Origin of the sequence: Pseudomonas citronellolis, assembly GCF_001586155.1 — a bacterium.
Classification (GTDB): Bacteria; Pseudomonadota; Gammaproteobacteria; order Pseudomonadales; family Pseudomonadaceae; genus Pseudomonas; species Pseudomonas citronellolis.
Genome location: NZ_CP014158.1, coordinates 6422114 through 6435836 on the forward strand (window position 1 = coordinate 6422114; position 13723 = coordinate 6435836).

Here is a 13723-nt window from a genome sequence, read left to right on the forward strand (position 1 = left end):
TGCCTTCGCCCAACAGAAGTCGGCCGAGGCAAAGTACCTCGCCCAGTAGTGGAAAACCGCCGAGCATGAAGAGTCATCCCGATACCGCCAATCGCCCGGCGGTCGAGGCTGTCACCCAGCTCCCCGTCCCGTCGCGGCTGGGGCTGCTGCGCTTCGAGCGGTTGAATGAACCGAGCTGGACCCTGCTGTTCCTCGACCCGGCCTGCGAGCGCGCCTTCGGCGTGCCCGCCGCCGAGCTCTGCGGCCTGCTCGATGCCCCCTACGCTAGCCTGATGGAACCCGAGGCACGGCACCGCCTGCACGAACAGATCCAGCAGCAACTGGTGGAACATGCCCATTACCAGGTGCGCTACGCCCTGCACACGCCCCGCGGCGTGCTGAACCTGCTGGAAGTCGGCGAGGCCTTCCAGCAGCGCGGCCGCCAGCTGCTCCACGGCTACCTGCTGCAGGACGAAGAAGGCGCCCGCCAGGAAACCCAGGGCGAGCTGGCGGAACAGAACCTGCGCCTGCAGATGTCCCTGGAGATGTACCAGCGCTCCCAGGACGAGCACCTGCAGCACCTGGTGCGCTCGCGCGCCCAGCAGAACCTGATCGTGCGCCTGGCGCGGCACCGCTACCAGTCCAGCGACCCGCTGCTGGAAGCCGCGCAACTGATCGCCCAGGCCGCCAGCGAGGCCTACGACGTGGCCCGCGCCGGCATCTGGCGTCTGACCGCCGACGACCACATGGAGCCGATCGCCGTCTACCGCCGCGACATCGACCAGTTCGAGCTGCCGCGCGGCTTCGACGCCAGCCGCTACCCCAACTACCTGGAGGCCATCAACAGCGGCCGCGCCATCGACGCCCACAACGTCCTCCAGGACCCGCGCACCCGCGAGCTGGCCGAGGCCTACCTGCGCCCGCAGGGCATCAGCGCCATGCTCGACGCCACCATCCGCGTCGGCGGCGAGGTGGTCGGCGTGCTCTGCCTGGAGCACATCGGCGAAGTGCGCCTGTGGCAGAGCGACGAGATCGCCTTCGCCGGCGAGCTGGCCGACCAGTACGCCCAGGTGCTGATGAACCACGAGCGGCGCAGCGCCTCCAGCGCCCTGCACCTGTTCCAGCGCGCCGTCGAGCAGAGCGCCAGCGCCTTCCTGCTGATCGACCGCGACGGCGTCATCGAATACGTCAACCCCAGCTTCACCGCCATCACCCAGTACGGCGCCGACGAAGTGCGCGGCCGCCGCCTGGCCGAGGTGCCGGCCCTGGCCAACCTCAGCGAACTGCTGTTCGACGCGCGCTCCACCCTGGTCAACCAGAACAGCTGGCAGGGCGAGTTCCGCAGCCGGCGCAAGAACCTCGAGCCCTACTGGGGGCAGCTGTCGCTGTCCAAGGTCTACGCCGACGACGGCGAGCTGACCCACTACATCGGCATCTACGAAGACATCACCCAGAGCAAGCTGGCCCAGCAGCACATCGAGAAGCTCGCCTACCGCGACAACCTCACGGGCCTGGCCAACCGGCACTACTTCATCAACGTGCTCGAAGAGCGCCTGCGCGCCGGCTCCGGCCCGCCCCTGGGCCTGCTGCTGGTGGACATCGACAACTTCAAGCGGATCAACGACAGCCTCGGCCACCAGACCGGCGACAAGCTCCTGGCCAGCCTGGCCCGGCGCCTGCGCAGCAGCCTGGTGGACGGCACCACCCTGGCGCGCTTCGCCAGCAACGAATTCGCCGTGCTGCTGGAGGAATCCAGCCCCGGCCGCGGCGAGCGGGTGGCGGCGCAGATTCTCGACGTGCTCGACAAGCCGCTGTTCGTCGACAACCAGTTGATCAACATCACCGGCTCCATCGGCCTGGCCTACGCGCCGCAGCACGGCCATGACCCGCAGACGCTGATGAAGAACGCCGGCCTGGCCCTGCACAAGGCCAAGGCCAACGGCAAGCACCAGTTGCAGACCTTCACCGAGGAAATGACCGCCGAGGCCAGCCACAAGCTGTTCGTCGAGAACAACCTGCGCCGCGCCCTGGTGCAGAACGAACTGGCGGTGCACTACCAGCCCAAGCTGTGCCTGCGCAGCGGCCAGTTGCTGGGCCTGGAGGCGCTGCTGCGCTGGCAGCACCCGGAGAAGGGCATGATCCGCCCGGACCAGTTCATCAGCGTGGCCGAGGAAACCGGGCTGATCATCCCCATCGGCAAATGGGTGATCCGCGAGGCCTGCCGCATGGGCCGCGAGCTGGCGGAAAACGGCCTGGGCGACCTCAACATCGCCATCAACCTGTCGCCCAAGCAGTTCAGCGACCCCGACCTGGTCGGCTCCATCGCCGCCATCCTCCACGAGGAACAGGTGCCGGCCGGGCGCCTCGAACTGGAGCTGACCGAAAGCCTGCTGCTGGACGCCACCGCCGACACCAAGCAGCAACTGGAACGCCTCAAGCAGCTGGGCCTGACCCTGGCCATGGACGACTTCGGCACCGGCTACTCGTCGCTGAGCTACCTGAAGAAATTCCCCATCGACGTCATCAAGATCGACCGCAGCTTCATCAAGGACATCCCGGACAACCAGGACGACATGGAAATCACCTCGGCGGTGATCGCCATGGCCCACAACCTCAAACTGCAGGTGGTCGCCGAAGGCGTCGAGACCGCCGCCCAGCTGGCCTTCCTGCGGCGCAACCGCTGCGACATCGGCCAGGGCTACCTGTTCGACAAGCCGATCCCCGGCGCCCAGTTGGCCAGCAGCCTGCAGCGCTATCCCTGCCGCGGCGAGTGAAAAGCTCCACAGCCCGCACAAAGGCTGTAATCTCCAGGGTCTTCGCGCGTCTATCGCCATCCGGACAAAGGAGACCCAGGCCATGACCCTTCGCTCGCAGATACTCGTCAACAAGCAGGAACTGCCCACCCAGGCCCAGGCCCTGCCCGGCCGTGAAGCGCCAATGCCGGTGCCGGAAACCCACTACGTCAACGGCCATCCGCTGTGCCCGCCGTTCCCCGGCGGCCTGCAGCAGATCGTCCTCGGCCTGGGCTGCTTCTGGGGCGCCGAGCGGCGCTTCTGGCAGCAGCCGGGGGTGTGGGTCACCGCCGTGGGCTACGCCGGCGGCCTGACGCCCAACCCCACCTACGACGAGGTCTGCTCCGGCCTGACCGGGCACAGCGAAGTGGTGCTGGTGGTGTTCGACCCGCAGCAGACCAGCCTGGAGCAGCTGCTCAAGGTGTTCTGGGAGTCCCACGACCCGACCCAGGGCATGCGCCAGGGCAACGACACCGGCACCCAGTACCGCTCGGCCATCTACTGGTACGACCAGGCGCAGAAAGCCGCCGTAGAGGCCAGCCGCGCCGCCTACCAGAAGGAGCTCAGCGCCGGCGGCTACGGCGAGATCACCACCGAAATCCGCGAAGTGCCGCCGTTCTACTACGCCGAGGCCTACCACCAGCAGTACCTGGCGAAGAACCCCAACGGCTACTGCGGCCTGCGCGGCACCGGAGTGTGCCTGCCGGCATAACGCGACCCGTAGGAGCGGATTCATCCGCGATGGCGCCGGCCTGCGGCCGGATCGCGGACGGATGGATAGGCGCCCCACGGAAACCTGTAGGAGCAGGCCCTGCCTGCGATTCGCGCGCAGGGCGCGCTCCTACATGGGAGCGGTGTGGGTCGGCGTAGGAGCGGATCTTATCCGCGAAACGCGCCGGAACCCCCGGCTATCGCGGACAAGGTCCGCGCCTACGAAGAGCGCCCTTCTTCCACCAGCCAATCCAGCCGCCAGCCACCTTCGCTCTGCGCCAGCACCTCGGCCAGCCAGGGCAGCAGCTCGCGCAGTTCTTCCTCCAGCGGCCACGGCGGGTTGGCGATGGCCAGGCCGGAGCCGTTGAGGCGGTCGGCGCTGTCCGCCGGGTGCACCAGCAGTTCGACGCGCAGCAGCTTGGGCGCCTTGCTGCGTTCCAGGCCCTGGTAGAAGCGCCTGAGCTGGCGCTCGTCCTTGATCGGGTACCAGATCGCCACCACCGTCTGGCGCATGCGCCCGATGGCCTCTTCCAGGGCGATGACGCAGCGTTCCAGTTCGTCGGCCTCCTCGAAGGGCGGGTCGATCAGCAGCACCCCGCGCTTTTCCGGCACCGGCAGCAGCGCCCGCGGCAGCAGCCAGCCGTCGTTCTGGTGCACGGCGATGCGCCGCTCGCCGCCCATGTTGGCCTTGAGCAGGCGGCCGTCCTCCGGGTGCAGCTCGTTCAGGTGCACGCGGTCCTGGGAGCGCGTCAGGCGCCGCGCCAGCTCGGGCGAGCCGGGGTAGTACTGCAGTTCGCCGTCGGGGTTCAGCGCGCGCACCACTTCCATGTAGTCCGCCGCCAGCTCCGGCACCTCGTCGAGCTGCCACAGGCGGCCGATGCCCGCTTCCCACTCGCCGGTGCGGCTGGCCTCGTCGCCCTGCAGGTCGTACAGGCCGATGCCCGAATGGCTGTCGAGGAAGGCGAAGGGCGTGTCCTTGCGCACCATCAGGGCGAAGATCCGCGACAGGACCAGGTGCTTGAGGACGTCGGCGTGGTTGCCGGCGTGGTAGGCGTGGCGGTAGTTCATGGACGGCAGACTCCTTGGGGGCGTGCAGTTTAGCTGCACCGGCATTGTTTTAGGCCTTTATCACGCTCATGGATGTTGCTGTGCCTGCTTCATTCACCAGACTAGACTGCGGCCATTCCCCTGGAGGCCGACCATGTCCGAGACCCTGCTCAGCTCCCGCAACCTCGCCTTCGAGCTCTACGAAGTGCTCGACGCCGAGGCCCTGACCCAGCGCGAACGTTTCGCCGACCACAACCGCGAGACCTTCGACGCCGCCCTGGCCACTGCCCGCGGCATCGCCGAGGAGCTGTTCGCCCCGCACAACCGCAAGAACGACGAGCACGAGCCGCAGTACGTGGACGGCGCCGCGGTGCTGATCCCCGAGGTCAAGCCGGCGGTGGACGCCTTCAACGAAGCCGGCTTCCAGAATGCCTCGCGCAGCTTCGAACAGGGAGGCATGCAGTTGCCGCACCTGCTGTCGCGCGCCTGCTTCGCGCACTTCCAGTCGGCCAACATCGCCACTTCGTCCTACCCGATGCTGAGCATGGGCTCCAGCCACCTGATCGAGTCCTTCGGCGACGAGGAGCAGAAGCGCCTGTTCCTGCAGCCGATGATCGAAGGCCGCTTCTTCGGCACCATGGCCCTGACCGAACCCCACGCCGGCTCGTCCCTGGCCGACATCCGCACCCGCGCCGAACCCCACGCCGACGGCAGCTACCGCATCCGCGGCAACAAGATCTTCATCTCCGGCGGCGATCACCCGCTTTCGGAAAACATAGTCCACATGGTGCTGGCCAAGCTGCCGGATGCGCCGCCCGGGGTGAAGGGCATCTCGCTGTTCATCGTGCCCAAGTTCCTGGTGAACCCGGACGGCAGCCTCGGCAAGCGCAACGACGTGGCCCTGGCCGGGCTGTTCCACAAGATGGGCTGGCGCGGCACCACCTCCACCGCGCTGAACTTCGGCGACAACGGCGACTGCGTCGGCTACCTGGTGGGCAAGCCGCACCACGGCCTGGCCTACATGTTCCAGATGATGAACGAGGCGCGCATCGGCGTCGGCATGGGCGCCATCATGCTCGGCTACGCCGGCTACCTGTACTCCCTGGAATACGCCCGCGAGCGTCCCCAGGGCCGCCCGGTGGACGCCAAGGACCCGACCTCGGCGCAGGTGTCGATCATCGAGCACGCCGACGTCAAGCGCATGCTGCTGACGCAGAAGGCCTACGTCGAGGGCGCCTTCGACCTCGGCCTGTACGCCGCGCGCCTGGTGGACGACTGCGAGACGCTGCCCACCGAGGAGGCGCGCAAGCAGGCCCACGAGCTGCTCGACCTGCTCACCCCGATCGTCAAGTCCTGGCCCTCGGAGTTCTGCCTGAAGGCCAACGAACTGGCCATCCAGATCCTCGGCGGCCACGGCTACACCCGCGAATACCCGGTGGAGCAGTACTACCGCGACAACCGCCTGAACCCCATCCACGAAGGCACCCACGGCATCCAGTCGCTGGACCTGCTGGGCCGCAAGCTCAGCCAGAACGGCGGAGCCGGCCTCAAGCAGCTGACGCGCCTGATCCACCAGGCCTGCGAACGCGCCCGGGCCTACCCGTCGCTGGACGCCCTGCGCCAGCCGCTGGAGCAACTGCTGGCGCGCCTGTCGGAAGTGACCCTGGCGCTGCTTGGCGACCTGATGCAGGGCAAGGTGGCCCAGGGCCTGGCCAACTCGGCGCTGTACCTGAAGGCGTTCGGCCACACCGTCATCGGCTGGCGCTGGCTGGAACAGGCGATCCGCGCCGAGGAAGGCCTGGCCCTGCTCCACAACGGCGGGGGCAACCCCGCCGACGAGGACTTCTACCGAGGCAAGCTGCAGGCGGCGCGCTACTTCCTGACCTGGGAAGTGCCGTCCTGCCACCACGAGCTGGCCCTGCTCGAAGCCCGCGACGACACCTGTTCCAGCATGCGGGACGCCTGGTTCTAGTCCCGCCTGCCCCTTCCAGCCCCGGTCACGTCCGGGGCTTTTTTATGGGCCAAACCCTGGCGACAGGCTGCCTTTCGTAGGAGCGAGCTTGCTCGCGAACGGAGTATCCCGGTTGCAACGGTGTGCCGGGTTGGGCTCCGCCCCTCTCCCCAACCCTCTCCCTGAAGGGAGAGGGGGCCGATCGGCATGCGCGGGAAGCCAGGCGTCATCCTGGAACCTTCGGCGGTTCGCGAGCAAGCTCGCTCCTACAGGGGGATCCGGCATCGATGAAAGGCCCCCTGAAAGCTCGCTGAAAGGCACTGCAATTAGCCTTTGACAGCCTTGCAAATCCGCAGGTTAGAATCCCTTGGCATGCGGCCTGCATCCTTCCCGTCAACGCCGCCGCTTCCCCCCTCGCCCCGCCAGGAGATCCGCCGCCTTGGATGCCGTCTCGATCAACACCTATTTCCTGGTGGGCGCGGTGCTGGTGGGCATGAGCATCCTGGTCAGCTCGCTGTCCTCGCGCCTGGGCATCCCGATCCTGGTCATCTTCCTCGCCGTGGGCATGGTCGCCGGCACCGACGGCCCCGGCGGCATCGGCTTCTCCAACTACCCCATGGCCTACCTGGTGGGCAACCTGGCGCTGGCGGTGATCCTCCTCGACGGCGGCCTGCGCACCCGCGTGGCGAGCTTCCGCGTGGCGCTCTGGCCGGCGCTGTCGCTGGCCACGGTGGGCGTGCTGATCACCGCCGGGCTCACCGGCCTGGCCGCCGCCTGGCTGTTCAAGCTGAGCTGGATGGAGGGCCTCTTGATCGGCGCCATCGTCGGCTCCACCGACGCCGCGGCGGTGTTCTCCCTGCTCGGCGGCAAGGGCCTCAACGAGCGGGTCACCGCCAGCCTGGAAATCGAGTCGGGCAGCAACGACCCCATGGCGGTGTTCCTCACCGTCACCCTGATCGACATGCTCGCCCACGGCCAGAGCGAGATGAGCTGGAGCTTCCTGGCCCACTTCCTGCGCGAGTTCGGCATCGGCGCCGTGCTCGGCCTGGGCGGCGGCTGGCTGCTGCTGCAGATGATCAACCGCATGCAGCTGGCCAGCGGCCTCTACCCGCTGCTGGCGATCAGCGGCGGCCTGCTGATCTTCGCCCTGTCCAACGCCGTGCACGGCAGCGGCATCCTGGCCATCTACCTGTGCGGCCTGGTGCTGGGCAACCAGCCGATCCGCTCGCGCCACGGCATCCTGCACATGCTCGACGGCATGGCCTGGCTGGCGCAGATCGGCATGTTCCTGGTTCTCGGCCTGCTGGTCACGCCCCACGACCTCTGGCCCATCGCCCTGCCGGCCCTGGGCCTGGCGCTGTGGATGATCCTCTTCGCCCGGCCGCTGTCGGTGCTGGTGGGCCTGGCGCCGTTCCGCGCCTTCCATGGCCGCGAGAAGGTGTTCATCGCCTGGGTCGGCCTGCGCGGCGCGGTGCCGATCATCCTCGCGGTGTTCCCGCTGATGGCCGGGCTGCCCAACGCCCAGCTGTTCTTCAACGTGGCCTTCTTCATCGTGCTGATCTCGCTGCTGGTGCAGGGCACCAGCCTGCCCTGGGCCGCCAAGCTATTGCGCGTGGTGGTGCCGCCGGACCCGGCGCCGATCTCCCGCGCCGGCCTGGAAGTGCACCCGACCAGCGAGTGGGAGCTGTTCGTCTACCACCTGAGCAAGGAAAAGTGGTGCATAGGCGCGGCCCTGCGCGAGCTGAAGATGCCCGAGGGCACCCGCATCGCCGCGCTGTTCCGCGGCACCCAGCTGCTGCACCCCTCCGGCAGCACCATCCTGGAGGCCGACGACATCCTCTGCGTGATCGGCCACGAGCACGACCTGTCGGCCCTCGGCAAGCTGTTCAGCCAGGCCCCGGACCGCGGCCTGGGCGCGCGCTTCTTCGGCGACTTCGTGCTGGAGGGCGACGCCCAGCTCTCGGCGGTGGCCTCGCTCTACGGCCTCAAGCTCGACGGCGTCGACGGCGAGCAGAACCTGGGCCGCTTCATCGCCCAGCAGATCGGCGGCCAGGCGATCATCGGCGACCAGGTGGAGTGGAACGGCCTGACCTGGACCGTGGCCGCCCTGGACGGGAACAAGATCCGCAAGGTGGGGGTCAAATTCCCCGAAGGTCGCCCGGGCCCCGGATTGTTCCTCTGACAGACCACCTCCACGGACGCTAGCCAAGCCAGCCCACGCCCCCTCCGCGGCGGCGCGTCGGCCGTGCCTTGCCGGCGCCGCACCGGGCGCACTACCCTCACTGCAACCTACCGAGAGCCGCTGACCGCGACCATGCAATCCCTGCGCACCCTGCTCGCCGCCGCCCTGCTCGGCGGCTGCCTCGCCGTCCTGCCCGCGCACGCCGAGGACAGCAACCAGCCACCGTCCGCCGAAACCGTCCAGCAAAGCCTCGACGGCCTGGCCGAGCGCAAGCTCGCCGACGCCGATGCCAAGGCCACCAAGGCCAGCCTCGAACGCACCCTGAAGCTGCTCGGCGCCCGCGACGACAGCGAGAAGCAGTTGGCCGAGCTGAAGGCCAGCCTGAGCGACGCCCCCCGGCAGATACTGGAGAACCAGCGCGCCCTGGCGCGCCTGAAGGGCAGCGGCGAGAAGCCGGCGGCCCAGCGCTACGCCGGGGAGAACGTCAGCCGCCTGGAAATGCTGCTCAACGACCGCTCCACCCAACTGGCCGACTGGCAGAAGCAGCTGACCGAGGCGAAGAGCCAGTACATCACCGCGCAGACCCGCCCGGAACGCGCCCAGTCCGACATCAGCAACGCCCAGGCGCGCCTGCTGGAGATCGGCAACATCCTCAAGGCCGGCAAGGAGACCGGCAAGGCGCTGGCCCCCGAGCGGCGCAACGAACTGCTCGCCGAACAGGCCGCGCTCAACGCGCAGATCCAGCTGCTGCGCCAGCAACTGGCCGGCAACAACCTGCTGCAGGACCTGGCCAGCAGCCAGCAGGACCTGCTGGGCGAACAGGTCGCCCGCGCCGAGCGCGAGACCCTCGAACTGCAGGCCATGATCAGCGGCATGCGCCGCGAGCAGTCGGAGAAGACCGTCGCCGAGCTGGCCCGCGACGGCAGCCAGGGCGCCGGCAGCGACAGCCTGCTGAGCCAGGAGAACGCCGAGAACCTGCGCCTGTCCGACTACCTGCTGCGCACCACCGACCGCCTCAACGTGCTGACGCGGCGCAACCTCGAAGCCAAGCAGCACCTGGACAGCCTGACCCAGCTCGACCAGACCCTCGACCAGCAGATCAACGTGCTGCGCGGCAGCCTGCTGCTGTCCAAGGTGCTCTACCAGCAGAAACAGTCGCTGCCGAAGATCAAGACCGACCAGGAACTGGCCGACGAGATCGCCGACCTGCGCCTGTACCAGTTCGAGCTGAACCAGAAGCGCGACGAACTGGCCAACCCGCAGCAGTACATCGACGACCTGCTCGCCCAGCAGCCCCAGGAAGCCGTGACCCCGCAGCTGCGCAAGGACCTGTCCACCCTGGTGGACACCCGCAGCGAGCTGATGGAGCGCCTCAACCACGAGCTCAACGCCGTGCTCAACGAGGCCATCACCCTGCAGCTGAACCAGAAGCAGCTCAAGGACACCAGCGACAACCTGCGCGCCACCCTCGACGAGCAGATGTTCTGGATTCCCAGCAACCGCCCGCTGGACCTGTCCTGGTTCAAGATGACCCCGACGCTGCTGCAGCACCAGCTCTCCGAGGTGCCCTGGGGCTCGGCGGTGGTCGAGCTGGGCGAGGGCCTGATCGACCGCCCGCTGCTGTTCCTGCCGCTGTTGCTGCTGATCGCCGGGCTGCTGTGGAAACGCCGCTACCTCTACGACAAGCTCGCCTCGATCAACGACGACATCGGCCACTTCAAGCGCGACAGCCAGGCGCACACGCCGCTGGCCCTGCTGCTGGCGCTGCTGCTGGCGCTGCCCGGCACCCTGACCCTGGCCATCGCCGGCCTGGCCCTGATGCTCGACGCCCGCGGGCAGAACGCCACCCTGGGCGCCGCGCTGCTGCAGATGGCCGAGGTCTGGCTGGTGTTCTACGCCGCGCACCGCATCCTCAGCCCCGGCGGCATCGCCGAGCGGCACTTCCACTGGAGCCAGGCCCAGGTGCGCTTCAGCAGCAAGCTGATCCGCCGCCTCGGCGTGGTGGTCATGGCCCTGGCCGCGGTGGTCACGGTGGCCGAGCGCCAACCCGGCAGCCTGGCCGACGACGTCATCGGCATCGCCGTGGTGCTCAGCGGCTTCGCGGTGATGACCTGGCTGATGGCGCGCATGCTCTTCGCCAGCCCCAGCACCAGCCGGCCGTCGGTGGTGAAGATGGTGGTCGGCGTGCTCTTCACCGCGCTGCCGGTGCTGCTCTTCGTCGCCGTGTGCTTCGGCTACTACTACACCGCCCTGCGCCTGAGCGACCGACTGATCGACACCCTGTTCCTGCTCATGGTCTGGGTGGTGATCGAGGCCACCTTCGTCCGCGGCCTCAGCGTGGCGGCGCGGCGTCTGGCCTACCAGCGCGCCCAGGCCAAGCGGCAGAACCCGCCGAAGGAAGGCGTCGACGGCAACGAGACCGCGGAGGAGCCGACCCTGGGCATCGAGCAGATCAACGAGCAGTCCCTGCGCCTGATCCGCCTGGGCCTGCTGATCGGCTTCGTGGTGGCGCTGTACTGGGTCTGGGCCGACCTGATCAGCGTCGCCGCCTACCTGGACAACGTCACCCTCTACCAGTACACCGGCGGCAGCGGCGACAGCGCCACCAGCCTGCCGATCAGCCTCGGCGACGTGCTCATGGCGCTGGTCATCGCCGCGGTGACCGTGGCCCTGGCGCGCAACCTGCCGGGCCTGCTGGAAGTGCTGGTGCTGCAGCGCCTGACCCTGGCCCAGGGCAGCGCCTACGCCATCACCACCCTGCTGTCCTACGCCATCAGTGGCGTCGGCATCGTCAGCGCGCTGTCCACCCTGGGCGTCAGCTGGGACAAGCTGCAGTGGCTGGTGGCGGCGCTCTCGGTGGGCCTGGGCTTCGGCCTGCAGGCGATCTTCTCCAACTTCGTCTCCGGCCTGATCATCCTCTTCGAGCGCCCGGTGCGCATCGGCGACACCGTGACCATCGGCAACCTGTCCGGCACCGTCAGCCGCATCCGCATCCGCGCCACCACCATCACCGACTTCGACCGCAAGGAAATCATCGTCCCCAACCAGACCTTCATCACTGGGCAGCTGATCAACTGGTCGCTGAGCGACACCGTGACCCGCGTGACCATCAAGATCGGCCTGGCCTACGAAAGCGACCTGGCCCTGGCGCGCAAGCTCATGCTCGAAGCCGCCCGCGGCAACCCGCGGGTGCTGCGCGACCCCGAGCCGTCGCTGTACTTCCTGGCCATCAGCGCCAGCACCTTCGACTACGAGCTGCGCTTCCACGTGCGCGAGCTGGGCGACCGCAACCCGGCGGTGGACGAACTGCTCACCGCCATCGCCCTGAGCTTCCGCGAGCACGGCGTGGACATGGCCTTCAACCAGCTGGACGTGTTCGTCAAGAACGGCGAGGGCAAGGAAATCCACCTGGCGCAGAACGTCACCCAGTTGCCCCTGGCGCTTCCCGGCGCGCCGCTGAAGGACCAGGACCCGCCGCTGCCGCCCGGCAGCAAGCCCTGAGTCTGGACGGCTCCGGACAAGTCCGAGCACAATGCTCGGACTTACCGGAGCCCGCCTGTGACCGTGAAACAGCTCGACGAACTGACCTTCGACAACCGCTTCGCCCGCCTGGGCGACGCCTTTTCCACCGAAGTCCTGCCCGACCCCATCGCCGAGCCGCGCCTGGTGGTGGCCAGCCCCGCCGCAATGGCGCTGCTCGACCTCGACCCGGCGGTGGCCGGGGAACCGGTGTTCGCCGAAATCTTCTCCGGGCACAAGCTCTGGTCCGAGGCCGAGCCGCGGGCGATGGTCTACTCCGGCCACCAGTTCGGCGCCTACAACCCGCGCCTGGGCGACGGCCGCGGCCTGCTGCTGGGCGAGGTGGTCAACGACGCCGGCCAGCACTGGGACCTGCACCTCAAAGGCGCCGGGCAGACGCCCTACTCGCGCATGGGCGACGGCCGCGCGGTGCTGCGCAGCTCGATCCGCGAATTCCTCGCCAGCGAATACCTGCACGCCCTGGGCATCCCCAGCAGCCGCGCGCTTTGCGTCACCGGTTCGGACACCCCGGTGTGGCGCGAGACCAGGGAAAGCGCCGCCATGCTGCTGCGCCTGGCGCCCAGCCACGTGCGCTTCGGCCACTTCGAGTACTTCTACTACACCCAGCAGCACGACAAGCTGAAGGAACTGGGCGACTTCGTCCTGGCCAACCACTTCCCCGAGTGCCTGGAGCAGCCGCAACCCTACGCCGCGTTCTTCCGCGCCGTGGTGGAAAGCAACGCCGAACTCATCGCCCACTGGCAGGCCTACGGCTTCTGCCACGGGGTGATGAACACCGACAACATGTCGATCCTCGGCATCACCTTCGACTACGGCCCCTACGCCTTCCTCGACGACTTCGACGCCAAGCACATCTGCAACCACTCCGACGACGCCGGGCGCTACAGCTTCAACAACCAGGTGCCCATTGCCCACTGGAACCTGGCGGCCCTGGCCCAGGCGCTGACGCCCTTCGTCGAGGTGGACGAACTGCGCGAGGCCCTCGGCCTGTTCCTGCCGCTGTACCAGGCCCACTACCTGGACCTGATGCGCCGCCGCCTGGGCTTCGCCACCGCGGAGGACGGCGACCTGGACCTGGTGCAGCGCCTGCTGCAGGCCATGCAGAGCGGCGCGGTGGACTACAGCCTGTTCTTCCGCCGCCTCGGCGAGCAGGCGCCGGAACAGGCGCTGGCGCAGGTCCGCGAAGACTTCGTCGACCTCGCCGGCTTCGACGCCTGGGCCACCGACTACTGCGCCCGCGCCGAACGCGAAGGCGGCAGCCAGGACGACCGCCGCGCCCGCATGCACGCGGTGAACCCGCTGTACGTGCTGCGCAACTACCTGGCCCAGGAAGCCATCGCCGCCGCCGAACAGGGCGACTACTCGGTGGTGCGCGAGCTGCACGAGACGCTCAGCAAGCCCTTCGAGGAACAGCCCGGACGCGAAGCCTTCACCCGCCGCCCGCCGGACTGGGGACGGCGCCTGGAGATCAGTTGCTCCTCCTGAGAACCTGTTTACGATCTGCTGCGCGTCGGCATAACT

The 13723-nt window shown here is 68.4% G+C and carries 7 protein-coding genes; 6 read left to right on the plus strand and 1 reads right to left on the minus strand.

The genetic code is table 11. The features are described 5' to 3' along the window. The first annotated feature begins 65 nt into the window (after positions 1-65). Positions 66-2753, plus strand: coding sequence for a putative bifunctional diguanylate cyclase/phosphodiesterase (locus tag PcP3B5_RS28055; RefSeq protein WP_043316982.1), 2688 nt, complete (start codon positions 66-68; stop codon positions 2751-2753). 82 nt (positions 2754-2835) lie between these two features. Then, positions 2836-3483, plus strand: a complete 648-nt coding sequence (gene msrA, locus PcP3B5_RS28060) for a peptide-methionine (S)-S-oxide reductase MsrA (protein WP_043268492.1) — start codon at positions 2836-2838, stop codon at positions 3481-3483. Between the two features lie 218 nt (positions 3484-3701). Here msrA and PcP3B5_RS28065 read toward each other — a convergent pair whose 3' ends face one another. Further along, a complete protein-coding gene (locus PcP3B5_RS28065; RefSeq protein ID WP_058488163.1) occupies positions 3702-4550 on the minus strand; it encodes a 23S rRNA (adenine(2030)-N(6))-methyltransferase RlmJ in 849 nt (282 codons plus the stop codon). 133 nt (positions 4551-4683) lie between these two features. Here PcP3B5_RS28065 and PcP3B5_RS28070 point away from each other — a divergent pair, with 133 nt between their 5' ends. From PcP3B5_RS28070 to selO, 4 genes are all read left to right on the plus strand, one after another. Then, entirely contained in the window at positions 4684-6501 is a 1818-nt protein-coding gene (locus PcP3B5_RS28070; protein ID WP_058070728.1) for an acyl-CoA dehydrogenase, read from the plus strand. A gap of 418 nt (positions 6502-6919) precedes the next feature. After that, the gene (locus tag PcP3B5_RS28075) at positions 6920-8662 is read left to right on the plus strand and encodes a potassium/proton antiporter (RefSeq protein ID WP_009613606.1); all 1743 of its coding nucleotides are present in this window, start codon (positions 6920-6922) and stop codon (positions 8660-8662) included. A gap of 132 nt (positions 8663-8794) precedes the next feature. Further along, positions 8795-12163, plus strand: coding sequence for a mechanosensitive channel MscK (gene mscK, locus PcP3B5_RS28080; protein WP_061562988.1), 3369 nt, complete (start codon positions 8795-8797; stop codon positions 12161-12163). Between the two features lie 63 nt (positions 12164-12226). Continuing rightward, positions 12227-13687 carry a protein adenylyltransferase SelO gene (gene selO / locus PcP3B5_RS28085; protein WP_061563349.1) on the plus strand — a complete coding sequence of 487 codons (1461 nt, stop codon included), beginning with the start codon at positions 12227-12229 and terminating at the stop codon, positions 13685-13687. Positions 13688-13723 lie beyond the last annotated feature (36 nt).